General features: G+C 64.5%; 19 protein-coding genes. 1 reads left to right on the top strand and 18 read right to left on the bottom strand.

What is annotated here, in order from left to right; all coding sequences use genetic code 11:
• Positions 1-20 precede the first annotated feature (20 nt).
• Both argJ and secA read right to left on the bottom strand, forming a co-directional pair.
• Entirely contained in the window at positions 21-1262 is a 1242-nt protein-coding gene (argJ, locus tag ACEN8U_RS16105; protein WP_015003801.1) for a bifunctional glutamate N-acetyltransferase/amino-acid acetyltransferase ArgJ, read from the bottom strand.
• Between the two features lie 165 nt (positions 1263-1427).
• Entirely contained in the window at positions 1428-4238 is a 2811-nt protein-coding gene (gene secA / locus ACEN8U_RS16100) for a preprotein translocase subunit SecA (RefSeq protein WP_041746400.1), read from the bottom strand.
• A gap of 288 nt (positions 4239-4526) precedes the next feature.
• Between secA and ACEN8U_RS16095 the strand changes: the two genes are divergently transcribed.
• Positions 4527-5009: a DUF721 domain-containing protein gene (locus ACEN8U_RS16095; RefSeq protein ID WP_028362427.1), complete on the top strand. Its 483-nt coding sequence runs from the start codon at positions 4527-4529 to the stop codon at positions 5007-5009.
• A gap of 81 nt (positions 5010-5090) precedes the next feature.
• Here ACEN8U_RS16095 and lpxC read toward each other — a convergent pair whose 3' ends face one another.
• The 16 genes from lpxC to rsmH form a co-directional block, all read right to left on the bottom strand.
• Complete coding sequence (gene lpxC, locus ACEN8U_RS16090) at positions 5091-6008, bottom strand: UDP-3-O-acyl-N-acetylglucosamine deacetylase (RefSeq protein ID WP_027802319.1); 918 nt, start codon at positions 6006-6008, stop codon at positions 5091-5093.
• 294 nt (positions 6009-6302) lie between these two features.
• The gene (locus tag ACEN8U_RS16085; RefSeq protein WP_015003805.1) at positions 6303-6806 is read right to left on the bottom strand and encodes a peroxiredoxin; all 504 of its coding nucleotides are present in this window, start codon (positions 6804-6806) and stop codon (positions 6303-6305) included.
• 233 nt (positions 6807-7039) lie between these two features.
• Complete coding sequence (gene ftsZ / locus ACEN8U_RS16080) at positions 7040-8236, bottom strand: cell division protein FtsZ (protein WP_013589688.1); 1197 nt, start codon at positions 8234-8236, stop codon at positions 7040-7042.
• A gap of 130 nt (positions 8237-8366) precedes the next feature.
• Positions 8367-9599, bottom strand: coding sequence for a cell division protein FtsA (gene ftsA, locus ACEN8U_RS16075; RefSeq protein WP_013340575.1), 1233 nt, complete (start codon positions 9597-9599; stop codon positions 8367-8369).
• Between the two features lie 27 nt (positions 9600-9626).
• Positions 9627-10379 carry a cell division protein FtsQ/DivIB gene (locus ACEN8U_RS16070; protein ID WP_015003807.1) on the bottom strand — a complete coding sequence of 251 codons (753 nt, stop codon included), beginning with the start codon at positions 10377-10379 and terminating at the stop codon, positions 9627-9629.
• Between the two features lie 50 nt (positions 10380-10429).
• On the bottom strand, positions 10430-11371 hold the full coding sequence (locus ACEN8U_RS16065) for a D-alanine--D-alanine ligase (protein ID WP_013589690.1): 942 nt from the start codon (positions 11369-11371) through the stop codon (positions 10430-10432).
• Between the two features lies 1 nt (position 11372).
• A complete protein-coding gene (murC, locus tag ACEN8U_RS16060) occupies positions 11373-12776 on the bottom strand; it encodes a UDP-N-acetylmuramate--L-alanine ligase (protein WP_015003808.1) in 1404 nt (467 codons plus the stop codon).
• Complete coding sequence (gene murG / locus ACEN8U_RS16055) at positions 12773-13891, bottom strand: undecaprenyldiphospho-muramoylpentapeptide beta-N-acetylglucosaminyltransferase (RefSeq protein WP_015003809.1); 1119 nt, start codon at positions 13889-13891, stop codon at positions 12773-12775. Before murG ends, murC begins: the two co-directional genes overlap by 4 nt.
• The gene (ftsW, locus tag ACEN8U_RS16050; RefSeq protein WP_015003810.1) at positions 13888-15156 is read right to left on the bottom strand and encodes a putative lipid II flippase FtsW; all 1269 of its coding nucleotides are present in this window, start codon (positions 15154-15156) and stop codon (positions 13888-13890) included. The genes murG and ftsW overlap by 4 nt, the downstream gene beginning before the upstream one ends.
• A complete protein-coding gene (murD, locus tag ACEN8U_RS16045) occupies positions 15153-16667 on the bottom strand; it encodes a UDP-N-acetylmuramoyl-L-alanine--D-glutamate ligase (RefSeq protein WP_015003811.1) in 1515 nt (504 codons plus the stop codon). The genes ftsW and murD overlap by 4 nt, the downstream gene beginning before the upstream one ends.
• A 23-nt stretch (positions 16668-16690) precedes the next feature.
• The gene (gene mraY, locus ACEN8U_RS16040; protein WP_013340582.1) at positions 16691-17860 is read right to left on the bottom strand and encodes a phospho-N-acetylmuramoyl-pentapeptide-transferase; all 1170 of its coding nucleotides are present in this window, start codon (positions 17858-17860) and stop codon (positions 16691-16693) included.
• Positions 17861-17877: 17 nt separating this feature from the next.
• Positions 17878-19305 carry a UDP-N-acetylmuramoyl-tripeptide--D-alanyl-D-alanine ligase gene (locus tag ACEN8U_RS16035; protein ID WP_015003812.1) on the bottom strand — a complete coding sequence of 476 codons (1428 nt, stop codon included), beginning with the start codon at positions 19303-19305 and terminating at the stop codon, positions 17878-17880.
• On the bottom strand, positions 19302-20873 hold the full coding sequence (locus ACEN8U_RS16030; RefSeq protein ID WP_015003813.1) for a UDP-N-acetylmuramoyl-L-alanyl-D-glutamate--2,6-diaminopimelate ligase: 1572 nt from the start codon (positions 20871-20873) through the stop codon (positions 19302-19304). Before ACEN8U_RS16030 ends, ACEN8U_RS16035 begins: the two co-directional genes overlap by 4 nt.
• On the bottom strand, positions 20870-22735 hold the full coding sequence (locus ACEN8U_RS16025) for a peptidoglycan D,D-transpeptidase FtsI family protein (protein WP_015003814.1): 1866 nt from the start codon (positions 22733-22735) through the stop codon (positions 20870-20872). The genes ACEN8U_RS16030 and ACEN8U_RS16025 overlap by 4 nt, the downstream gene beginning before the upstream one ends.
• The gene (gene ftsL / locus ACEN8U_RS16020) at positions 22732-23088 is read right to left on the bottom strand and encodes a cell division protein FtsL (RefSeq protein ID WP_013589698.1); all 357 of its coding nucleotides are present in this window, start codon (positions 23086-23088) and stop codon (positions 22732-22734) included. The genes ACEN8U_RS16025 and ftsL overlap by 4 nt, the downstream gene beginning before the upstream one ends.
• Positions 23085-24038: a 16S rRNA (cytosine(1402)-N(4))-methyltransferase RsmH gene (rsmH, locus tag ACEN8U_RS16015; protein ID WP_015003815.1), complete on the bottom strand. Its 954-nt coding sequence runs from the start codon at positions 24036-24038 to the stop codon at positions 23085-23087. The genes ftsL and rsmH overlap by 4 nt, the downstream gene beginning before the upstream one ends.
• Positions 24039-24047 lie beyond the last annotated feature (9 nt).

The raw sequence follows: 24047 nt of genomic DNA, 5'->3' as shown, positions 1-24047 counted from the left end.
AGGCCGCGTGATGAACCGGGTTACGAGCGGTAGTCGGCGTTGATGCTCACGTAGTCGTGCGACAGGTCGCAAGTCCAGATCGTGGCTTGCGCATTGCCGCGACCGAGCACGACGCGAATGCCGATCTCGCTCTTCTTCATGACGCGCTGGCCGTCTTCTTCGCGGTACGCCGGGTTGCGGCCGCCGGCCGTCGCGACCAGCACGTCGTCCAGATACAGATCGATTTTGCCGACGTCGAGATCGTCGATGCCGGCATAGCCGATGGCCGCCAGAATGCGGCCGAGGTTCGGGTCCGATGCGTAGAAGGCCGTCTTCACGAGCGGAGAGTGGCCGATCGCATACGCGATCTGGCGGCATTCGCCGACGCTCGAACCACCTTCCACATGAACCGTCATGAATTTGGTCGCGCCTTCGCCGTCGCGCACGATCAGTTGCGCGAGCGTCTGCGCGACTTGAGTCACCGCATCGCGCAACGTGGCGTAGGCGGGCGAGTCGGTGGACGTGATCGCCGGCAGGCTGGATTTGCCCGACGCGATCAGGATGAACGAGTCGTTGGTCGACGTGTCGCCGTCAATCGTAATGCAGTTGAACGAGCGGTCCGCCACGTGTTTGACGAGCGCGTCCAGCACCGGCTGCGCGACGGCTGCGTCGAATGCGAGGAAGCCGAGCATGGTGGCCATGTTCGGCTTGATCATGCCGGCGCCCTTGCTGATGCCCGTGAGCGTAACCGTGTGCCCCTCGATCGTGACCTGACGCGAGGCCGCTTTCGGCAGCGTGTCGGTGGTCATGATCGCCTGCGCGGCGTCGTACCAGTTGGCTTCCTTGCGGTTCGCAAGCGCGGCCGGCAGCCCGGCTTTCAGGCGATCGACCGGCAGGGGCTCGAGAATCACGCCCGTCGAAAACGGCAGCACTTGCTCGGGCGCAATATCCGCGAGACGCGCGAGTTCAGCGCAGGTTTCCCGCGCATGCGCGAGGCCCGGCTCGCCGGTGCCCGCGTTTGCATTCCCGGTGTTGATCACCAACGCGCGAATCGGCTTGCCGCCGGCGCGCACGCGCGCGAGATTCTCGCGGCAGACGGTGACGGGCGCCGCGCAGAACCGGTTCTGCGTGAAGACGCCGCCGACCGTCGCGCTTTCGTCGACGGAAATCACCAGCACATCCTTGCGGTTCGGCTTGCGAATGTTCGCCTCCGCCCAGCCGAGCGTGACGCCGGCGACGGGATGCAGTTGAGCGGGATCGATCGAGGGGAAATTGACAGCCATGGTCGCGACCTGTCGAAGAAAATGCCGGCGAGCGCCGGCATAAAGGAAAACGGAACTGGTGGCTCGGGGAGGGTGCCGCACCACCGCGCAATCAACAACACCACACGGTGCAAAAGACACGCTGTAAAGCGACGCGGCGCGCCGCGGGGCGCGCCGCCTTCGGCATTATGCGATCTTGCCGTGACACTGCTTGTACTTCTTGCCGCTGCCGCACGGGCATGGGTCGTTGCGGCCGACCTTCGGCACGCTGTCCGCGCCGACAGGCGACGCCGTTTGCGCCGACGCCGCGTGGCTCATTGCGTCGCCGATCATGGCGGCGGTGGCGGCTTCCGCGGCGGCGGGCGCCGCAGCCGACGCTTCGGCAAACTCCGCGTGGCGGAACTCCACATTCTCGAGGTGGCCGCCCTGCTCTTCCATCTGCTCGGCGGCCTGCTCGAGTTGCTCGGGCGACTGGATCTGCACGTTCATCACAATACGGGTGACTTCGAGCTTGACCGCGTCGAGCATGGCGGCGAACAGTTCGAACGCCTCGCGCTTGTATTCCTGCTTCGGGTTCTTTTGCGCATAGCCGCGCAGATGGATACCCTGGCGCAGATGGTCCAGCGCCGCCAGATGCTCGCGCCAGCTCCGGTCGAGCGTCTGGAGCATGATCGAGCGTTCGAACGCGCTGAACGACTCGCGGCCGACCAGTTCGACCTTCGCCTCGTAGGCTTCGTCCGCGGCGGCCTGCACGGCCTCCAGAATTTCGTCCGACGTGATCGAGTTCGACTCGTTGATCATTTCCTGGATCGCGAGGTCGAGCTGCCATTCGTTGCGCAGCACTTCTTCGAGTTCCGGCACGTCCCACTGTTCTTCGATGCTGCCAGGCGGCACGAACTGGTGAACGATGTCCGCGATCACGCCATGACGCATTGCGCCGATGGTTTCGGTGATGTCGTTCGCCTCCAGCAGCTCATTGCGCTGCTGGTAGATGACTTTGCGCTGATCGTTGGAGACGTCGTCGTATTCGAGCAGCTGCTTACGAATATCGAAGTTGCGCGCCTCGACCTTGCGCTGCGCGGATTCGATGGAACGCGACACGATGCCCGCTTCGATCGCCTCGCCTTCCGGCATTTTCAGGCGGTCCATGATCGCGCGCACGCGGTCGCCCGCGAAAATGCGCAGCAGCGGATCTTCCAGCGACAGATAGAAGCGCGACGAACCCGGGTCGCCCTGACGGCCCGCGCGGCCGCGCAGCTGGTTGTCGATCCGGCGCGATTCGTGACGTTCGGTGCCGATAATGTGCAAACCGCCCGCAGCCTTCACCTGATCGTGCAGCGCCTGCCATTCGTCGTGCAGCTTCTGGATGCGGCGCTGCTTTTCGTCGTCGGCAAGCGTCTCGTCCTGTTCGATGAACGACGCCTGCTTCTCGGCATTGCCGCCGAGCACGATGTCGGTACCGCGACCGGCCATGTTGGTGGCGATCGTGATGCGCTTCGGCCGGCCCGCTTCCGCGACGATCTCCGCTTCGCGCGCGTGCTGCTTGGCGTTGAGCACCTCGTGCGGCAAACCGGCCTGCTTCAGCAGATGCGACAGCAGCTCCGAGTTTTCGATCGACGTGGTGCCGACCAGCACCGGCTGCCCGCGCTCATAGCAATCGCGGATGTCGCGAATCACCGCGTCGTAGCGTTCCTTGGCCGTCTTGTAGATCTGATCCTGCTTGTCGATCCGCTTGGGCGGACGGTTGGTCGGGATCACGACCGTTTCGAGACCGTAGATCTCGTTGAATTCGTACGCTTCCGTGTCCGCCGTGCCGGTCATGCCGGCCAGCTTCGCGTACATGCGGAAGTAGTTCTGGAACGTGATGGAAGCGAGCGTCTGGTTCTCGCTCTGAATCTTCACGTGCTCCTTTGCCTCGACAGCCTGATGCAGCCCGTCGGACCAGCGACGGCCCGCCATCAGACGGCCGGTGAATTCGTCGACGATGATCACTTCGCCGTTCTGCACCACATAGTGCTGGTCACGGTGGAACAGCGTGTGTGCACGCAGCGCCGCGTAGACGTGATGCATCAGCGTGATGTTTTGCGGCGCGTAGAGGCTCTCGCCCTCGCCGATCAGGCCCCATTCGGCGAGCAGGCGCTCGGCCTTTTCGTGGCCCGATTCCGTGAGGAACACCTGACGGCCCTTTTCGTCGAGCGTGTAGTCGCCCGGCTTTTCGACGCCCGTGCCGTCCGCCTTCTCTTCGCCGATCTGGCGCTCGAGCAGCGGCGGCAGCGCGTTCATGCGCACGTAGAGTTCGGTGTGGTCTTCGGCCTGACCGGAGATGATGAGCGGCGTACGCGCTTCGTCGATCAGGATCGAGTCCACTTCGTCGACCACGGCGAAGTTGAGCCCGCGCTGCACGCGCGCTTCGGGCTCGTACACCATGTTGTCGCGCAGGTAGTCGAAGCCGAACTCGTTGTTCGTACCGTACGTGATGTCCGCGGCGTAGGCCTGCTGCTTGGCCGCATGGTCCATTTGCGACAGATTGATGCCGACCGACAAGCCGAGGAAGTTGTAAAGACGCGCCATCCACTCGGCGTCGCGCTGGGCGAGATAGTCGTTCACCGTCACGACGTGAACGCCGCGGCCCGACAGCGCGTTCAGATAGACCGGCAGCGTGGCGACGAGCGTTTTACCTTCGCCGGTGCGCATTTCGCCGATCTTGCCGTAGTGCAGCACCATACCGCCGATCAACTGCACGTCGAAGTGGCGCATTTTCAGCACCCGCTTGCTCGCCTCGCGGCAGACGGCAAACGCTTCCGGCAGGATCTTGTCGAGCGACTCGCCGCTCGCGACGCGCTGGCGGAATTCGTCCGTCTTCGCGCGCAGTTGCTCGTCCGTCAATTGCTCGATCTGCGGTTCGAGCGCATTGATCGCCGCGACGGTCTTTTGATATTGCTTGACTAGCCGCTGGTTGCGGCTGCCAAAAATCTTCTGTAGAAAACCGGTGGTCATCGGATCGGTGTCTGCGTCGCGGCTTCGGCTGGTCGCGGCGTGCGGTTCGTGCACGCGCGCTCCGGGGTCGGAATGGCCTCGGCGGCTTCGTCCAAGAGTGAATTCGAATCGGGCATTTTAGCACGCGCCCTCGCCCGCGCTGATGTCAGCGGCGCGAGGCCGGGAACGCAGCAAACCCCGCCCCGCCGCGCTTCGCGGCTGCCGATGCGGCCGGCCGGGGGTGCATGCTGCGCGGTACAATTGCGGCAGGTTCGCGCGTGGGGCGCGGACACGCCGTCACAGTCAAACATGAGCCGTTTTCCCTCGTTTTCAAGGCCGCCCAGGCAGTTCGAGGCGCGCCGCCCGCAGCCGGTCGCCGACGTGCTCAATCGCACCGACGCGTTCGCCGCGCTGCGCGCGGGCGTCGAGCAGATTGCGGCGCTGGAAAAGGACCTGCGCGACCTGCTGCCCGACTACCTGGCGACGAGCGTCGAACCTGGTTTTATCAAAGAAGGCGTGCTCTCGCTCTTTGCCGCGCACAACGCGCTCGCGGCGCGTCTGCGGCATCTGGAGCCGCGGCTCCTGGCGGATTTGCAGCAGCGCGGCTGGCCGGTCAATGCGCTGCGCATCCGCGTGCGGCCGCAGCCCGCCAAAGAGCCGCCGCCCGTCAAGCAGGCGCGCATGACGCCGGCCGGAGCCGACGCGCTGCACGCGCTCAGCGAATCGCTCGCGCCGTCGCCGCTGCGGGAGGCGCTGGCGAAAATGGCGGCGCGGCATCGGCGAAATCGCTGAACAAAAAAAGCGGCTCATCTGAGCCGCTTTCTTTTCGTCCACTCGCTTCGGAAATTTCACCGAAGACGCGATGCCGATTCTTTATGCAAAAGCCGTCTGCGTCTCGTAAGCAAAGCCGCGAGGCGCCTTTTGTGTGTCGTCGAACGTGACGATTTCGTACGAATCTTCGTGCGCGAGCAACTCGCGCAGCAACGCGTTGTTCAGGCCGTGACCCGACTTGTAGGCGTTGTACGAAGCCAGCAGCGGATGCCCGACCACATACAGGTCGCCGATTGCGTCGAGCATCTTGTGCTTCACGAACTCGTCGTCGTAACGCAGCCCATCGTTGTTCAGAATGCGGTATTCGTCGAGCACGATCGCGTTGTCCATGCTGCCGCCGCGCGCGAGGCCCAGCTCGCGCATCATTTCCACCTCGTGCGCGAAGCCGAATGTGCGGGCGCGCGCGATTTCGCGCACGTACGACGTGTTGGCGAAATCGACTTCCAGCGCCTGGCCGGTCTTATCGACAGCCGGGTGGCGGAAATCAATCGTGAATTTGAGCTTGAAACCGAAATACGGATCGAGACGGGCGAACTTGTCGCCGTCGCGAATCTCAACGGGCTTCGTGACCTTGATGAACTTCTTCGCGGCGTTCTGTTCTTCAATGCCCGCCGATTGAATCAGAAACACGAACGAGCCGGCGCTGCCGTCCATGATCGGAATTTCTTCCGCGGTGACGTCGACATACAGATTGTCGATGCCGAGACCGGCGCAGGCGGACATCAGATGCTCGATGGTCGAGACGCGCGCGCCGTCTTTCTGCAACACGGAAGCGAGGCGCGTGTCGCCAATCGCCATGGCCGACGCAGGAATGTCCACCGGCGTGGGCAAATCCACGCGCGAAAACACAATGCCCGTATCCGGCGCTGCGGGGCGGAGCGTCAGGTCGACCTTGCGGCCGGAATGCAAGCCGATGCCGACCGTCTTGACGATTGATTTGATGGTGCGCTGCTTCAACATGGTGATCTTTTGTTCGATTGAAAATCCCAATCGGGACTTTTTATTCCATAGCACGAATTATACTCCATAACCCTAAGAAGCGTCTTCGCGCGGAAAGTATCAATCTGTTTCGCTGCATTACCCGCATTTTCCAACGGGCGCCCGTGAGGGAAAGCGTGACGGGCCGGCGTCCGGAACGGAGGCGTTTCCGGTCGTCGGCCCGCGTAACGGCCTGTCACAAAGCGTCATGCTCGCCGTTGCCATTGCGCCACGCGGCGGACCGCGTGTCGGGCGAAGGCGCCGACGCTTCCATAACTAGCTCAACGTGGCGAGGATACTCCTTGCATCGCTTACTTCGAATTTGCCGGCAGCCTCGACGTTCAACGTCTTGACCACGCCGTCGTCGACCACCATCGCGTAGCGCTGGGAACGGATCCCCATGCCGCGCGCCGACAAATCCTGCTCGAGACCGAGCGCTCGGGTGAAAGCCGCACTGCCGTCCGCCATCATGCGCACCTTGCCCGAGGCGTGCAGATCGCGTCCCCACGCGCCCATCACGAACGCGTCGTTCACGGACACACACCAGATTTCGTCGACGCCGGCCGCGCGCAACTGCTCGGCGTGCTCGACATAACCCGGTACATGTTTGGCCGAACAGGTCGGCGTGAAGGCGCCGGGCAATCCGAAGATCACCACGCGCTTACCCGCCGTCTGCTCGCGCACGTCGAAGCTGTTAGGCCCGATCGTGCAGCCCGCCCGCTCGTCTTCGACATATTCGAAGAGCGTTGCGTCGGGCAGCTTGTCACCAGCTTGAATCATGCTCAGTCCTTTGCATCGATGCGAAGCATCGTTCGCACGTCATCGTGTCGCAGTGAATCGGCGACAGTTGCCCGATCCGCTTCGCGATTGCGAAGAGGGCACTTGTCCTTGCCGCGAATCCGACGATACGCGGCTTGTCTGCCGTTCACCCGCCACGCTCGTGCATTCGTCCGCCAACGCCTGAAATCCGGAAAAAACCCGGCGGCGCGGCAGCGAAAGCCTGCCCCGTGCGCTCAGTCCGCCTGCTTGCGCAGGAAAGCCGGAATGTCGTACGTGTCGACGCCCTTTTCCTGCAGCGCCTGCACGTGCGAAGCCGCGGTGTCGCGCGACGTACGCCACACGGCCGGCGTGTCGAGCGCGCCGTAGTCGGCGGTGCTCGCGTGCGACGGCGTGGCGTACGAAGCATGCTGTGCGGCGATCGGCTGATTGTCGGTGCCGGTGCGCAGGAGCGTCATCGGTGCCGATTGCTGCTTCTTCGCCGCGCGGCCGAGACCCGTTGCCACGACCGTCACACGCAGCGCGTCGCCCATGGCGTCGTCGTACACCGCGCCGAAGATCACCGTGGCGTCTTCCGCTGCGTAGCTCTTGATCGTGTTCATCACTTCGCGCGTTTCCGACAGACGCAGCGAACGGCTCGACGTGATGTTGACCAGCACGCCGCGCGCGCCCGACAGGTCCACGCCTTCCAGCAGCGGGCTGGCAACAGCCTGCTCGGCCGCGAGACGCGCGCGATCGACGCCGGCCACCGTGGCCGTGCCCATCATCGCCTTGCCCTGCTCGCCCATCACCGTTTTCACGTCTTCGAAGTCGACGTTCACCAGACCGTCGACGTTGATGATTTCCGCGATGCCGGCCACTGCGTTGTTCAGAACGTCGTCAGCGCACTGGAAGCACTTGTCCATCTCGGCGTCGTCGCCCATCACCTCGAACAGCTTGTCGTTCAGAACGACGATCAGCGAGTCGACGTGATCCTCCAGTTGCTGCGAACCGGCTTCTGCCACACGCATGCGCTTGCCGCCTTCGAATTCGAACGGCTTGCTGACCACGCCAACAGTCAAGATACCCATTTCCTTGGCGATTTGCGCGACCACCGGCGCTGCGCCCGTGCCCGTGCCGCCGCCCATGCCCGCCGTGATGAAGACCATGTGCGCGCCGCGCAGTGCGTCGGCGATGCGCTCACGTGCTTCTTCCGCTGCGGCGCGGCCCATTTCCGGCTTGGCGCCGGCGCCCAAGCCCGTGTTGCCCAACTGGATCACCGCGGTGGCGCGCGAACGCGACAGAGCCTGCGCGTCCGTGTTCATCACGATGAAGTCGACGCCTTGCACGCCCTTGTTGATCATGTGCTGAACGGCATTGCCGCCAGCGCCACCTACTCCGACCACCTTGATGATGGTGCCGTTCGTTTCGGTTTCCAGCATCTGGAATTCCATGTTGCCTCCGTCAAGATAAAAAATTGCAGCCACTCGGCCGTTATTCGGCAGAAGATCGGGCAACCTTCTGTCGCGCGCCAGCCGCCGGCACCAGCGCGTATTTCTAAACCCGTTCGGTCACGCGAATTCGTTAGAAGTTGCCGAGGAACCAGTCCTTCATTCGCGTGAAGACTTGTCCCATCGACCCTGACTGCACCGCCACCTTGCGGCCGCGCATGCGTTGCGAGCGTCCTTCGACGAGCAGACCCATCGCCGTCGAATAGCGCGGGTTGCGCACCACGTCCGCGAGACCGCCCGCGTATTCGGGCACGCCGATCCGCACCGGCTTCAGGAAAATGTCCTCACCCAGCTCGACCATGCCGAGCATCATCGACGCGCCGCCCGTCAGCACGACGCCGGAGCTCAGCAGTTCTTCGTAACCCGACTCGCGCACCACCTGCTGCACGAGCGAAAACAGTTCTTCGACGCGCGGCTCGATCACCGCGGCGAGCGCCTGGCGCGACAGCGTGCGCGGACCGCGCTCGCCGAGCCCCGGCACTTCGATCATTTCGTCAGGATCGGCGAGCGCCTGCTTGGCGATGCCGTAATCCACCTTGATGTCCTCCGCGTCCGGCGTCGGCGTACGCAGCGCCATGGCGATGTCGCTCGTGATCTGGTCGCCGGCAATCGGAATCACGGCCGTGTGGCGGATTGCGCCTTCGCTGAAAATCGCAATGTCCGTCGTGCCGCCGCCGATATCGACAAGCACCACGCCGAGCTCTTTTTCGTCTTCCGTCAGCACCGCGAGCGACGACGCGAGCGGCTGCAGAATCAGATCGTTCACTTCGAGCCCGCAACGGCGCACGCACTTCACGATGTTCTGCGCCGCGCTCACCGCGCCGGTGACGATATGCACCTTCACTTCGAGGCGGATGCCGCTCATGCCGATCGGCTCGCGCACATCCTCCTGACCGTCGATGATGAATTCCTGCGTGAGGATATGCAGCACCTGCTGGTCGGTCGGAATGTTGATCGCCTTCGCCGTTTCGATCACGCGCGCCACGTCGGCCTGCGTGACTTCCTTCTCCTTGATCGCCACCATGCCGCTCGAATTGAAGCTGCGAATGTGGCTGCCGGCGATCCCGGTGAACACGTTCGTGATCTTGCAGTCGGCCATCAGCTCGGCTTCTTCGAGCGCGCGTTGAATGGACTGCACGGTGGCTTCGATGTTCACCACCACGCCTTTCTTGAGCCCCTTCGATTCGCTCTGGCCGAGGCCGATCACCTCGTAGTGACCTTCGCCCTTCAGCTCGGCGACGATGGCCACGACCTTCGACGTCCCGATGTCGAGGGCGACCAGCAAGTCTTTATAGTCTTTACTCATAGCGTGCTCATTGCGTGTGATGTCCCTTTACTTCTTGCCCTTGTCGGGTTCGCTGATAAAGCGCATGCCAGCGGCACGAATCGCGAAACCGTTCGGATAGCGCAAGTCCGCATACTCGATATCCTTACCCCAACGTTGCGTCACCGCGCTCCAGGCCGCGGTCAGACGCTTGCTCCGATCGAGCAGCGTGTCCTGATTGCGTTCGCGCCCGAGTTCCACCTGCATGCCGTTTGACAGCTTCACCGTCCATGCATAACGCGGCGACAGCGTCACTTCTTCCGGCGTGGCGTTCAGCGGTGCGAACCACTTCTGGAAGTCGTGATAGCGCGCGACCACTTCCTTCGCCGTGCCGTCCGGACCGTCGAACGCCGGCAAGTCTTCTTCGAGCTCGCCCTGATTCGCGGTGAAAAGCTCGCCGTCGACGCTCACCAGCTGGTCGCTGCCCCACGTGCCAAGCGGTTTGTACTCCTCCAGCGTGACAGCCAGCGCGTTCGGCCAGACCCGGCGCACGCTCGCGTGACGCACCCACGGCATCTGCTCGAACGCCTGGCGCGCGACGTCGAGATCCACCGTAAAAAAGTTGCCCTTCAGGCGCCCCACGACGCCCGCGCGAACCGTCGGCGAATTGATGTGCTCGGTATCGCCGTCGATCTGTATCTCGCGCAGCGCGAAACTGGGGCGCTGGATCAGCCAGTAACCGCCCGCCGCCAGCAGCACGAGCACCAGCAACGCATGCAATGCGCTGGCGGCGAGATTGAGCTGGCGAACGTTATTCCACATAGTGTTGCTTTCGGGTTGCCCCGCTTATTGCTTCGAACAGGTGCTGCCGATTAATCCTTCAAGGTCAGCGCCAGCACGCCGACCACCAGTTCCTGATAGCTGATGCCCACCGCGCGCGCCGCTTTCGGCGGCAGCGAATGGTCCGTCATGCCGGGCGCCGTATTCACTTCCAGGAAGTACGGATTGCCGTCGGCGTCGAGCATGAAATCCGCGCGGCCCCAGTCGGTGCAGCCGAGCACGTCGAACGCGCGGCGCGCCAGCACTTTCATGCGCGTTTCTTCGGCAGGCGTCAGACCGCAGGGAATCAGATACTGCGTGTCGTTCGCGATGTACTTCGCGTGATAGTCGTAGAACTCGCCGGCCGGCACGATGCGGATCACGGGCAGGTCGAGATCGCCCGCGATGCACGCGGTGTATTCGCCGCCGCCCTCGATGCTCTTCTCGACCACGACAATCCGGTCGTACTTCACCGCTTCGACGAGCGCCGCAGGCAACGCGTCCGCGCTCTTCACCTTGATCACGGCGACGCTCGAACCTTCGCTGGCCGGCTTCACGAAAAGCGGCAAACCGAGCTTCGCGACAATGTCTTTCGCGCGCGCTTCGTAGTCGTCGCCACGCATGACGGCTTCGAACGGCGGCGTCGGAATGCCGAGTTGCTGCCACACGAGTTTCGTGCGGAATTTGTCGAGTCCGAGCGCCGAGCCGAGCACGCCGCTGCCGGTGTATTTGATGCCGTAAAAATCCAGCGCGCCCTGAATCTGGCCGTTTTCGCCGTAGCCGCCGTGCAGCGCATTGAACGCGCGCACGAAGCCTTCGTCCTTCAGCGCGGCTAGCGGGCGCTCAGCCGGATCGAACGGATGCGCGTCGACGCCGGCGTCGCGCAAACCCTGCAGCACGAGGCGCCCGGAATTGAGCGACACCTCACGCTCGGCCGAATTGCCGCCGAGCAACACTGCCACCTTGCCGAATTTGTTGGGGTCGATACTGCTCATCTCACACCTTCGTTTCCTGAGCGAGACGACCCGGCACACCGCCGATCGAACCCGCGCCCATCGTGATCACCACATCGCCGTCGCGCACCACTGCTGCGAGCGCGCCCGGCACTTCGTCCACCGTATCGACAAACACCGGCTCCACCTTGCCCGCAACGCGCAATGCGCGCGCGAGCGCACGGCCGTCCGCCGCGACGATCGGCGCTTCGCCCGCCGAATACACTTCGGTCAGCACCAATGCGTCCACCGTCGAGAGCACCTTCACGAAGTCTTCGAAACAATCGCGCGTGCGCGTGAAGCGGTGCGGCTGGAACGCAAGCACGAGGCGCCGCCCCGGAAACGCACCGCGCGCCGCCGCGACCGTGGCCGCCATTTCCACCGGGTGATGACCGTAGTCGTCGACCAGCGTATAGGTGCCCGCCGCCTGGCCGTCGGCGATCACGGGCACTTCGCCGTAACGCTGAAAGCGTCGGCCGACGCCGTTGAAATCCGCCAACGCTCGCTGGATATCGGCATCTTTCACTTCAAGTTCAGTCGCAATGGCGATAGCGGCCAGCGCGTTCTGCACGTTGTGCTCGCCCGGCAGGTTCAGCGTGATGTCGAGCGGCGCCGCATCTTCGCGCATCGCCGTGAAATGCATCTTGCCGTCGCGCGCTTCGACATTGACCGCGCGCACCTGCGCATCCGGCGCGAAGCCATAACGGATGATCGGCTTCGACACGAACGGCAGAATTTCCTTCACGTTCGGATCGTCGACGCACAACACGGCGATGCCGTAAAACGGCAGACGGTGCGTGAATTCGATGAACGCCTGCTTGAGCCGCGCGAAGTCGTGCCCATAGGTGTCCATATGATCGGCGTCGATGTTCGTGATGACCTCGATCACCGGGAACAGATTCAGGAACGACGCGTCGGACTCGTCCGCTTCCGCGACGATGAAGTCGCCCGTGCCGAGCCGCGCGTTTGCGCCGGCGCTGATGAGCCGTCCGCCGATCACGAAGGTCGGATCCAGGCCGCCCGCCGCGAGCACGCTCGCCACCAGCGAGGTCGTGGTGGTCTTGCCGTGGGTGCCTGCAATCGCAATGCCTTGCTTCAGGCGCATCAGTTCGGCGAGCATGACCGCGCGCGGCACGATCGGAATGCGGCGGTGACGCGCGGCCAGCACTTCCGGGTTGTCGCTGCGCACTGCCGTGGAAACGACCACCGCATTCGCCCCTTCGATATTTTCCGCCGCATGGCCGATCGCAATGCGCGCGCCGAGCGCGGCGAGGCGATCAGTGACGGCGTTGCTCGACAGATCCGAGCCGCTCACCTGATAGCCGAGATTGACCAGCACCTCCGCGATGCCGCTCATGCCGACACCGCCGATGCCGACAAAATGAATATGTTTGACGATGTGTTTCATTGCTTTCCTTCTGGGCTCGCGCCCGAAATCGAACCCGCCACGGTGGCGCAAATCTGCGCCACCTGTTCCGTGGCGTCGGGTTTCGCGAGCGAGCGCGAACGCTCTGCCATCTGCGCGAGACTTTCGCGCGTCAGGCTGCGCAACCAGTCGGCGAGTTTTTCCGCCGACAGATCGCGTTGCTGCACGACCAGCGCCGCGCCGTTGTCGGCGAGAAACGCTGCATTAGTGGTTTGATGATCGTCCACCGCATAGGGAAACGGCACGAACAACGCGGCCACACCAACCGCTGAAATCTCCGACACCGTCATTGCGCCCGAGCGGCAGATCACGAGATCCGCGCGCGCGTAGGCGCTCGTCATGTCGTCGATGAACGGCACGAGCTGTACGTCCGCGCCCGCCTGCAGTCCCGCTGCCGCGTAGTTCTCGCGCAGCGCGTCGATATGCTTCGCGCCCGCCTGATGCACGATGCGCGGCCGTTCCTGCGGAGCGAGCAGCGCAACCGCGCGCGGCACGACTTCATTGAGGGCTGCCGCACCCAGACTGCCGCCGACCACCAGCACATTCAGCGGACCGTTGCGTTCTGCATAGCGTGCTTTGGGCGCAATCGCGCGCGCAAGTTCCGCACGAATCGGATTGCCGGTCCATTCGCCGTGCGGCAGCGCGTTCGGAAACGCGACGAGCACGCGTTTGGCGAGCTTCGCGAGCACCTTGTTCGCGAGCCCCGCAATCGAATTCTGTTCGTGCAGCACGAGCGGACGTCCGCTCAATGCCGTCATGAGGCCGGCCGGAAACGTGATGTAGCCGCCCATGCCGAGCACCACGTCAGGCTTCACGCGACGCAGCACATTGAGGCTCTGCGTGCAGGCACGCAGCAGATTCAGCGGCAGCATCAGCTTGGTCTTCAGGCCTTTGCCGCGGAGTCCGCCAAAGCGCACGTACTCCATCGGAATGCCGTGCTTCGGCACGAGCGTGGCTTCCATGCCCGCCGGGTTGCCGAGCCAGACGACTTTCCAGCCCCACGCCTGCATCAGATGCGCGACCGCGAGCCCGGGGAACACGTGCCCCCCTGTGCCGCCGGCCATCACCATCAGCGTGCGTTGCTGGATGGAGGTCATACTTTTCCTCCGCGCATGAGCACCCGGTTTTCGTAATCGACGCGCATCAGCACCGCCACGGCGACGCAGTTGAGCAGAATGCCCGAGCCGCCGTAACTGACAAGCGGCAACGTCAAACCTTTAGTGGGCAGCAAGCCGAGATTCACGCCCATATTGATAAACGTCTGCGCGCCGAACCAGATGCCGATGCCTTTCGCGACGAGACCCGCGAACGTGCGGTCGAGCGCGAGCGCCTGACGGCCGATCTCGAACGAGCGGCGCACGATCCAGTAGAACATCAGGATCACGACGAGCACGCCGACAAAGCCGAGCTCCTCGCCGATCACCGCCAGGATGAAGTCGGTATGCGCTTCCGGCAGATAGTTGAGTTTTTCGACGCTGCCGCCGAGGCCCACGCCGAACCATTCGCCGCGGCCAAAGGCGATCAGCGAGTGCGTCAATTGATACGCCTTGCCCTGCGCGTAGCGGTCGTCCCACGGATCGAGGTAAGCGAAGATCCGCTCGCGCCGCCACGGCGACGCCCACACGAGCAGGGTGAACGTGCCGACGGCGGTGGCGACGAGGCCGCCAAACAGCTTGCCGTTCACGCCGCCGAGAAAGAGCAGCCCCATCGCGATCGCGGCGATCACCATGAAAGCGCCCATGTCCGGCTCGAGCAGCAGCAATGCGCCGACGAAGCCGACCGCCATCGCCATCGGCAGAAAGCCTTTGGCGAAGCTGTGCATGTATTCCTGCTTGCGCACGGTGTAGTTCGCCGCATAGATCGTCACCGCGAGCTTCATGATTTCCGACGGCTGCATGTTCGTGATGCCGAGCGGAATCCAGCGGCGCGCGCCGTTCACGCCCTTGCCGACGTGCGGAATCAGCACGATCACGAGCGCCGCGAGCGCGATCAGGAAGAGCTTCGGCGCGTATTTGTCCCACGTCGAAATGGGAATACGGAACGACACCACGCCCACCACCGCGCCCATGATCACGAAAATGATCTGACGCACGAGGAACGCGTAGTCGCGATACGACGCGTACTTCGGCGAATCGGGCATCGCAATGGACGCCGAGTACACCATCACGACGCCGAGCCCGAGCAGCGCGACGACAACCCACAGCAGCGAGTGGTCGTAGTCGAGCATGCGCGAGCGCAGCGGCCGCACACCGTTGACGGCGCTCGCCAGGCCGCTGCCGCCCGTGCGGCCGCCGCCGCGTGCGGCGCCCGCCGTCTCGCCCGAGCCGCCCGCGCGTGAACCGAAGCGTTCCGACCAGCTCATATCATCGCCCCCCGTTCGGCGGCGATTTCTTCCACCGTGCTGCGGAACACCGCTGCGCGGTGCGCGTAACCCTTGAACATGTCGAAGCTCGCGCAAGCGGGCGACAGCAGCACGGCGTCGCCCGGTTGCGCGAGGGCGGCGGCGGCACGCGTCGCTTCTTCAAGCGTCGTGTGATCTGTCATGGCGATGCCGGTGTCTTCGAGCGCCGCGCGAATCTGCGGCGCGTCGCGGCCGATCAGCATCACGGCGCGGCACCAGCGCATGACGGGCGCGGCCAGCGGCTCGAAATCCTGGCCTTTGCCGTCGCCGCCGGCGATCAGCACGACGCGCTGCGCGAGGCCGTCGAGCGCGGCGACCGTCGCGCCGACGTTCGTGCCCTTGCTGTCGTCGACATAATCGATGCCGTCGATCGACGCGATCAATTCCACCCGATGCGGCTCGCCGCGATATTCGCGCAATCCATGCAGCAGACGCGCGCCGGGCAGGCTGATCGCGCGCGCGAGCGCGTAGGCGGCGAGCGCGTTGGCGGCGTTGTGCAGCCCACGAATGCGCAGCGCGTCCGCCGGCATCAACCGCTTGAGCGCGATGTTCGGCGGCGTGACGGCTTCGTTCTTGCGGCGGCGTTTCGGTGTGGGTTCGTCGCTCGCGTCGAGGTCGTGCGCTTCCACGAGCCACACCATGCCGTTCTCGCGCTGCAGGCCGTAGTCACCGTCGTTCTTCGGCTCGGTTACGCCGAACGTGACCACGTCCGCGTCGCTCGACTCGGAAGGCGCGAGCGCCATGACGCGCGCGTCGTCGCGGTTCAACACGCGCACGGTTTGTGCACCGAAGATGCGGCCCTTGGCGGCGGCGTAGGCATCCAGCCCGCCGTGCCAGTCGAGATGATCCTGCGTGATGTTGAGAATGGCGGCCGCGTCCGGTTCGAAGGTATGCGAGGTTTCGAGCTGGAAGCTCGACAGCTCGAGCACCCACACGTCGGGCAGCGCGGTGTTGTCGATGGCTTCGCTCAGCTTGTCGAGCAGCGACGGGCTGATGTTGCCCGCCACCGCCACCTTCTTGCCCGCTCGCTCGCACAGCAGACCCGTCAGGCTCGTCGTGGTGGTCTTGCCGTTCGTGCCGGTTATCGCGAGCACCTTCGGCGCGTAGCCGCTTTCGCCGAGCGTCCTCAGCGCTTGCGAGAACAGTTCGAGTTCGCCCCACACGGGAATGTCCTGCTCGCGCGCCGCGGTGATCAGCGGCAACAGGTCGGCGGCGAGCGGCGACAAGCCCGGGCTGATCGCGACGAGCTCCACGCCTTCGAGCAGCACCGGCGAAAACGGGCCGCCGACAAACGCAGCGTCGACGCCGTGCGCTTCCAGCGCGGACAGGTTCGGCGGCACCTCGCGCGTGTCGGCCACTCGCAGCCGACAGCCGTGCCGCGCGCACCAGCGCGCCATGGCGAGACCGGATTCACCCAGTCCCAGCACGAGCACCATCGGCTTTTGCCGATCCCGAAACTTCTCGCCGAACATCGTCTGCTTCCTTAAATGCCTTCTTAACGCAGTTTGAGCGTGGACAACCCGAACAGACACAACATCAACGTGATGATCCAGAAGCGCACGACCACCTGCGTTTCCTTCCAACCCGACAATTCAAAATGGTGATGCAGCGGCGCCATCTTGAAGAGACGCCGTCCTTCGCCGAACCGGCGCTTGGTGAACTTGAACCACGCGACCTGCAACATCACCGAAAGTGTTTCGGCGACGAAAATGCCGCCCATGATGAACAGCACGATTTCCTGCCGCACGATGACCGCGACCGTGCCGAGCGCGCCGCCGAGCGCCAATGCGCCGACGTCGCCCATGAACATCTGCGCCGGGTGCGTGTTGAACCAGAGGAACGCGAGCCCCGCGCCGCCCATCGCCGAACAGAAGATCAGCAGCTCCCCCGCGCCGGGAATGTGCGGAAACAGCAGATATTTCGAGTAGACGGAGCTGCCCATCACATAAGCGAACACGCCGAGCGATGCGCCCACCAGCACGACGGGCATGATGACGAGGCCGTCGAGACCATCGGTCAGATTCACGGCGTTGCTCGCGCCGACAATCACCAGATACGTCAGCACGATGAAGCCCCACACGCCGAGCGGATAGCTGATCGACTTGACGAACGGCAGCATCAGGTCGGCGCGCGCGGGCAAGCCCATGGACAAACCGCTGCGCACCCATGCCATGAAGAGGTCGAACACGCGCACATTGCTTGCTTCCGACACGCTGAACGCGAGGTACACCGCAGCGAACAGACCGATCACCGACTGCCAGAAATACTTTTCGCGCGACGACATGCCGCGCGGGTCCTTGTAGACCACCTTGCGATAGTCGTCGACCCAGCCGATCACGCCATAGCCGAAGGTGACGAGAATCACGATCCAGATGAAGCGATTGGTCAGATCGGCCCACAACAGCGTAGCCACGGCGATGCCGAGCAGAATCAGCACCCCGCCCATGGTCGGGGTGCCGGATTTCACGAGGTGCGTTTGCGGACCGTCTTTACGGACGGCCTGACCGACCTTCATCGCGGTCAGTTTGCGAATCACGGCCGGGCCGCAGACGAGCCCGATCAGCAACGCGGTAATGGTGGCCATCACCGCGCGGAAAGTCAGATAACTGAACACGCGCAAGAAGCTTGCGTCATTCTGCAGCCATTGCGCCAGCGCCAGTAGCATGCTTCGGTCCTTCTATTTCAGTGTGCGGCGGGCGCGCTGCCCGCTGCGTTGGGTTGTGGACTCGTAACGGCGTCCACCACGCGCTCCATTTGCATGAAGCGCGAGCCTTTCACGAGAAGCGTTGCAGCCGCGCCGAAACCGGCCTGCTGCAATTGCGCGACCAGCATGCCGACGTCGGCGACGTGATGCGCGCTTGCGCCATACGCCACGCAGGCGTCGCGCGAGGCGTCGCCCATTGCGTACAGTGCGTCGACACCGCGTTCTTTGGCATAAGCGCCGATTTCGCGGTGGAATTCGGGACCGTTGTCGCCGACTTCGCCCATGTCGCCCATTACCAGCACGCGCGGCGAAGCGTGCGACGCGAGCACGTCGATCGCGGCGCGCATCGAATCGGGATTCGCGTTGTAGGTGTCGTCGATCACCTTGGCGCCCGCAAGCGTGCCGAGCGCGGCTCGCTTGACCTGCAAGCGGCCTTTCACCGCGCCGAACGATTCGAGGCCGCGCTTGATCGCGTCGAGCGAAACGCCTGCGGCAAGCGCCGCCGACGTCGCGGCGAGCGCGTTGTGCGCGTTGTGGTCGCCGAGCACCTGCAGCGTGACCTGCAAAGCGCCTTCGGGCGTTTCGATGCTGAGCAGCCCGCCGTCGAACGTGCCCGTGACAGCCGCTTCGGTCGCGCGTTCCGCCGTGTTGAGCGCGAAGTCGATGATGCGGTTTCCCGTGGCCGCCACGCGCCAGATGCTCGCGTAAGCGTCGTTCGCCGGGAAGACCGCGACGCCTTCAGGCTTGAGCGCGTGGATCACACTCGCGTGTTCGAGCGCGACCGCTTCAACCGTCGCCATGAATTCCTGGTGCTCGCGCTGCGCGTTGTTGACCACCGCGACCGTCGGCTCGGCGATCTTCGCGAGCAGCGACGTTTCGCCCGGGTGGTTCATGCCGAGTTCGACGACAGCGAGGCGATGCGCGGCATCCAGACGAAACAGCGTGAGCGGCAAGCCAATGTCATTATTGAAGTTGCCGGCCGTGGCGAGACGCTCGTCCGCGCCGACGGCCGCGGCGAAGATCGACGCGATCATTTCCTTGACCGTCGTCTTGCCGTTGCTGCCCGTCACGGCGACGAGCGGCATGCCGAACTTGCGGCGCCAGCCGCGCGCCAGCGCGCCGAGCCCAGCGCGCGTGTCGGCGACCCGCACGGCGGGCACCGTCCAGCCGTCCGGCACGCGTGCGACGAGCACAGCGCTCACATTGCGCGCGGCGACATCGGCGAGGAAGTCGTGTGCGTCGAAACGGTCGCCTTTGATCGCGACGAACAGATCGCCGGGACCGGCGCTGCGGCTGTCGGTCGACACGCGTTCGAACGCGGCGCTCTCGTCGCCGACTATGGTGGCGCCCGGAATCAGCGCGGCTGCTTCACGCAGCGTGAACATGACGTTGCCCTGATCGCTCATTCGCCGCCTCCGCGTGCCTGCGTCGCCCGCGCGGCGAGCGCGAGCCGGGCGTGGTCCTGGTCGGAGAAAGCGCGCTTTTTGCCCATGATTTCCTGTGTTGCTTCGTGCCCCTTGCCGGCCAGCACAATGACGTCTTCGCGCGCGGCGCCGCGGATCGCCTGCAGGATCGCGCTCGCGCGATCTTCGATGCGGCGCGCTTTCGACGCGTCCTTCATGCCGGCGGCGATCTGTTCGATGATCGATTGCGGGTCTTCGCTGCGCGGGTTGTCGCTAGTGACGACGACACCGTCGGCAAGCTTCTCGGCAATCGCGCCCATCAGCGGACGCTTGGTCGCGTCGCGATCGCCGCCGCAGCCGAACATGCAGACGAGTTCGCCGCCGCGCGCGGCTGCCATCGGCCGCAATGCTTCGAGGGTTTTTTCGAGGGCGTCCGGCGTGTGTGCGTAGTCGATCACGACGAGCGGCTCGTCGTTCTGCAAGCGGCCGCCGAGACGCTGCATGCGGCCGTTCACCGACTCGAGCCTGGCCAGTTCGGCGAGCGCGGCGTCGAACGGAACGTCGGCGGCAAGCAGCGCGCCGAGTACGCCGAGCAGATTGCTCACGTTGAACGCGCCGAGGGTTTGCACTTCGACATCCGCGTCGCCCCAATCGGACGTGCTCAGGTGGAACGCGGTGCCCGTGGCAGTCGCGCGCACGTTCGACGCGAGCAGCAACGCGTCGGCCTGCGGCGTGCTGTCCGGCGTGCTTCGGGACGCATCTTGCTGCGCGGAGTCGAGACCATATGCGATGGTGCGTGCGTGGCCGCGTGTGCTCGCGAGCAAACGACGGCCCGCCGCGTCGTCGCGGTTGATCACGGCCACGCGCAGTTCGGGCCACGCGAAAAGGCGCGCCTTCGCCGCCTCGTAGGCCTCGAACGTGTGGTGGTAATCCAGATGGTCTTGCGTGAGATTCGTGAACACGGCAATGTCGAACGCCGTGCCGTTCACGCGGCCCTGATGCAGCGCGTGCGACGACACTTCCATCGCCACCGCCTTGGCGCCGGCGTCGCGCAACTGCGCAAGACTGCGCTGCAATTGCGGCGCGTCGGGCGTCGTGAAGCCGGTGTGCACGAGTTGCCCCGGCAAACCGGTGCCGAGTGTGCCGATGATCGCGCAGCGCGTGCCGAGCGCGGTCAGCGCCGCCGAAATCCACTGGCTGCACGAGGTTTTGCCGTTCGTGCCGGTAACGCCGACCGTGAGCATGCTGTCGCTCGGATCGCCGTACCACGCGCTCGCGATCGAACCGGCGAGCTCGTTCAACGCCGGCACCGCGAGCATCGTGGATGCGTCGATCGCGCCGCCGAAACCTTCCGGCTGGACGAGCACCGCGGCAGCGCCGCGTTCGAGCGCGCCGTCGATAAACGGGCGGTTGTCCGCGCCCTCCACCGCGTAGGCGAAAAACGCGTCGCCGGCTGCGAGCGAACGCGTGTCGGCATGCAGATGCGCGCCCGGCTGCACGCGTGCGCGCAGCCACTGCAACGCGTCGGCAATCTGTTGATGCGCGGGATGGTGCTGGCGGAGCGCGCTCATCGAACGACTCCCGGGTGGCTCTTCGCGTTCGCGGAAATCGTCATCTTCTTCGCGCTCGCGCTGGTCGAAATTTTCTTCGCCGCCGACGGCGCCGGCGTGGCCGAAGGCGCAGCGGACGCGGAATCGTCCGACACGACCATCTGCTTGACCGGCATTTGCGGCGGCACGTTCAGCGAGCGCAGCGTGTCGCCGACAATGCCCGAGAACACCGGCCCGGACACCTGACCGCCGAAGTGGCTGCCCGCCGTCGGTTCGTCGACGGAAACCGCGACCACGATGCGCGGATTGGGCATAGGTGCCATGCCGACGAACGACGCGCGGTACTTCGAGTGGTCGTAGCCGTGCGGCCCGTGCTTATACGCGGTACCGCTCTTGCCGCCGACGCGATAACCCGGCACAGCCGCATCGGGCGACGTGCCGCCCGGCGAGACGACGGTTTCGAGCATCGCGCGCACTTCGCGGGCGGTGGTCGGCGAAAAGATTTGCGGGCCGGTTGCCGGCTGGTCGCCCGGCGTGCGGAAAATCGACACCGGCATGATCTGGCCGTCGTGCGCAATGGCGGTATAGGCGCGGCCCAGCTGGAACAGCGACACGGAAAGGCCGTAGCCGTACGACATGGTCGCCTGCTCGATGCGGCGCCAGCTCTTCCACGGCCGCAGCCGCCCCGCCGCCGCGCCCGGGAACCCGACCTTCGGCGCCTGGCCGAGACCGATGCTCGTGTACATGTTCCACATCTCTTCGGGCTTGAGCTGCATGGCGATCTTCGTCGCGCCGATGTTGCTCGACTTCTGGATCACGCCGCCGACGGTCAGCACGCCGAACGCGCTGTCGTCGGTGATCGGCGCACCGTCAAGCACGAAGCGGCCGCCGCCGGTATCAACCAGTGTAGTCGGCGTGACGCGGTGCAGATCGAGCGCGAGCGACACGGTGAACGGCTTCATGATCGAGCCGGGTTCGAACGTGTCGGTCAGGATGCGGTTGCGCAGCTGGTCGCCCGTCAGGTGAGAACGGTCGTTCGGGTTGTACGTCGGGTAATTCACCAGCGCGAGCACTTCGCCCGTGCGCACGTCGATCACCATCGCCGCGCCGGCCTTCGCCTTGAATTTTTCGACGGCCGCCTTCAGGTTCGCGTAGGCGATGTACTGGATCTTGCTGTCGATCGAGAGGTCGACGTCCCGGCCGTTATGCGGCACGACCTGCTCGTCCACGTCCTCGATGATGTGGCCCATGCGGTCCTTGATTACGCGACGGCTGCCCGACACGCCCGCGAGCAGCTTCTGATCGCCGAGCTCGACGCCTTCCTGGCCCTCGTCCTCGACGTTGGTGAAGCCGATCAGGTGGGCGGTGATTTCGCCTTCTGGATAGAAGCGCTTGTATTCGTCGCGCGCGTAAATGCCGGGGATGTCGAGCGCCTTCACCTTGTCGGCAATATCCACCGGCACCTGGCGCTTCACGTAGACAAAGGTCTTGTCTTCCGAGAGCTTCGCGCGCAGTTCCTTGTTGGTCATGCCGAGCAGCTTGCCAAGCGCGTCCAGCTTGTCTGCGCCGAGGTCGTCGGGCACGGACTCGGGAATGGCCCAGATAGCGCGCACGGGCAGACTCGTGGCCAGCACGAGACCGTTACGATCGAGAATCTTGCCGCGCGTGGCCGGCAGTTCGAGGCGCCGCTGATAGCGGATTTCGCCCTGCTTCTGATAGAACGCGTTGCCGGGGCCCTGAATCCAGAACGCGCGCGCGGTCAGCGCGACGAACGCCATGAAGAGCAGGAACACGACGAGCTTCGAGCGCCACATGGGCAGGCGCACGGACAGGATCGGGTTGGCGGAAAACGCGACGCTCTTGTGAGCCGACGATTTTTTCATCGCACGCCTCCGCTGCGTTTCGCTGCGCCAACCGGCGCCGAGGCCGGCGCGGAAGTCGGGATCGGCGCGTCTTCGGCCTTCGCGGCGCCGGGGTCGAGCGTCAGGTACTGGGTGCGCCCGGTGCTGACCGCCTGCATTTTCAGCGACGCGGTCGCGATCTGCTCGATGCGCGACGTCTTCGACAGCGCGCTCTGCTGATATTGAAGCTGCGAATAGTCCTGCTGCAGCTGGCGCTCCTGCGACTGCGCGCGCTGCAACTGGATGAAGATCTGGCGCTGCTGATTGGTGGCGTTGACAACAGACAAGGCGCAACCCATCACGATCATCAGCAGGAATATATTGAGGCGATTCATGGTGCAATCCGCTCCGCCACGCGCATCACGGCAGAACGGGCGCGCGGGTTCGCGGCGACTTCAGCGTCGCTCGCAAATACGCGGCCGATGATTTTGAGCGGGGGGCTCGGCAGATCGACGGCGCGAATCGGCAGGCGACGATCGACCGCGGGCGCACTGGCGTGTGCCTGCATGAATCGCTTGACGATCCGGTCCTCGAGCGAATGAAAGCTGATGACCACCAGCCGCCCCCCTTGCTCCAGCAGCGCTAACGCTGCTTCTAAAACGACTTGCAGCTCCGCAAGCTCTTGATTGATGTGAATCCGTATAGCCTGAAAGGTGCGGGTTGCCGGATCCTTGCCCTTCTCACGGGTTTTGACGACGTTAGCCACGATTTGGGCAAGCTCGCCCGTGCTGACGAGAGGCCCAAGACGGTCGGACTCTGCCCGGCGAGCAACAAGCGCCTTTGCAATCTGAAAAGCAAACCGTTCTTCCCCATAATCTCGTATCACCTCCGTCAGTTCCTGCACCGTGGCCCGCGCCAGCCAGTCGGCGGCAGACTCGCCGCGCGTCGGGTCCATCCGCATGTCGAGCGGGCCGTCGGCGCGGAAACTGAAACCCCGCTCCGGGTCGTCGACTTGCGGCGACGACACGCCCAGATCCAGCAAAACGCCCGACACCCGTTCAATGCCGCGCGCCGCAATCGCAGTGCGCAGCGAAGCAAAACTCTCGTGCACGATGCCAAAGCGCGGATCCGCGATCTGCTGCGCCGTGGCGATGGCGAGCGGGTCTTTGTCGAAAGCGATCAGACGCCCCGCTTCACCCAGCTTCTCCAACACCAGACGGCTGTGACCGCCGCGCCCGAATGTGCCGTCCACATACACGCCGTCCGCGCGCGTGACGAGCGCCTCTACCGCTTCTTCCAGCAGCACCGTGCGATGCTGCAATTCGTTTCTCATCGCCGATGCCATATATATAAG

It is taken from the genome of Paraburkholderia phenoliruptrix, assembly GCF_047325075.1.
Classification (GTDB): domain Bacteria; phylum Pseudomonadota; class Gammaproteobacteria; order Burkholderiales; family Burkholderiaceae; genus Paraburkholderia; species Paraburkholderia phenoliruptrix.
The sequence above is the reverse complement of the archived record's forward strand: the minus strand, read 5'-3'. Positions and strand labels throughout refer to the sequence as shown.

What these genes read in the sequence shown, in the direction of transcription:
- ACEN8U_RS16095 (WP_028362427.1), top strand. Translation starts at nt 4,527, where the DNA reads ATGAGCCGTTTTCCCTCGTTTTCAAGGCCGCCCAGGCAGTTCGAGGCG.
- rsmH (WP_015003815.1), bottom strand. Translation starts at nt 24,038, where the DNA reads ATGGCATCGGCGATGAGAAACGAATTGCAGCATCGCACGGTGCTGCTG.
- ftsZ (WP_013589688.1), bottom strand. Translation starts at nt 8,236, where the DNA reads ATGGAATTCCAGATGCTGGAAACCGAAACGAACGGCACCATCATCAAG.
- ACEN8U_RS16085 (WP_015003805.1), bottom strand. Translation starts at nt 6,806, where the DNA reads ATGATTCAAGCTGGTGACAAGCTGCCCGACGCAACGCTCTTCGAATAT.
- ftsL (WP_013589698.1), bottom strand. Translation starts at nt 23,088, where the DNA reads ATGAATCGCCTCAATATATTCCTGCTGATGATCGTGATGGGTTGCGCC.
- ACEN8U_RS16035 (WP_015003812.1), bottom strand. Translation starts at nt 19,305, where the DNA reads ATGAGCGATCAGGGCAACGTCATGTTCACGCTGCGTGAAGCAGCCGCG.
- mraY (WP_013340582.1), bottom strand. Translation starts at nt 17,860, where the DNA reads ATGCTACTGGCGCTGGCGCAATGGCTGCAGAATGACGCAAGCTTCTTG.
- ftsA (WP_013340575.1), bottom strand. Translation starts at nt 9,599, where the DNA reads ATGAGTAAAGACTATAAAGACTTGCTGGTCGCCCTCGACATCGGGACG.
- argJ (WP_015003801.1), bottom strand. Translation starts at nt 1,262, where the DNA reads ATGGCTGTCAATTTCCCCTCGATCGATCCCGCTCAACTGCATCCCGTC.
- ACEN8U_RS16070 (WP_015003807.1), bottom strand. Translation starts at nt 10,379, where the DNA reads ATGTGGAATAACGTTCGCCAGCTCAATCTCGCCGCCAGCGCATTGCAT.
- ACEN8U_RS16025 (WP_015003814.1), bottom strand. Translation starts at nt 22,735, where the DNA reads ATGAAAAAATCGTCGGCTCACAAGAGCGTCGCGTTTTCCGCCAACCCG.
- murC (WP_015003808.1), bottom strand. Translation starts at nt 12,776, where the DNA reads ATGAAACACATCGTCAAACATATTCATTTTGTCGGCATCGGCGGTGTC.
- murD (WP_015003811.1), bottom strand. Translation starts at nt 16,667, where the DNA reads ATGTTCGGCGAGAAGTTTCGGGATCGGCAAAAGCCGATGGTGCTCGTG.
- secA (WP_041746400.1), bottom strand. Translation starts at nt 4,238, where the DNA reads ATGACCACCGGTTTTCTACAGAAGATTTTTGGCAGCCGCAACCAGCGG.
- murG (WP_015003809.1), bottom strand. Translation starts at nt 13,891, where the DNA reads ATGACCTCCATCCAGCAACGCACGCTGATGGTGATGGCCGGCGGCACA.
- ftsW (WP_015003810.1), bottom strand. Translation starts at nt 15,156, where the DNA reads ATGAGCTGGTCGGAACGCTTCGGTTCACGCGCGGGCGGCTCGGGCGAG.
- ACEN8U_RS16030 (WP_015003813.1), bottom strand. Translation starts at nt 20,873, where the DNA reads ATGAGCGCGCTCCGCCAGCACCATCCCGCGCATCAACAGATTGCCGAC.
- lpxC (WP_027802319.1), bottom strand. Translation starts at nt 6,008, where the DNA reads ATGTTGAAGCAGCGCACCATCAAATCAATCGTCAAGACGGTCGGCATC.
- ACEN8U_RS16065 (WP_013589690.1), bottom strand. Translation starts at nt 11,371, where the DNA reads ATGAGCAGTATCGACCCCAACAAATTCGGCAAGGTGGCAGTGTTGCTC.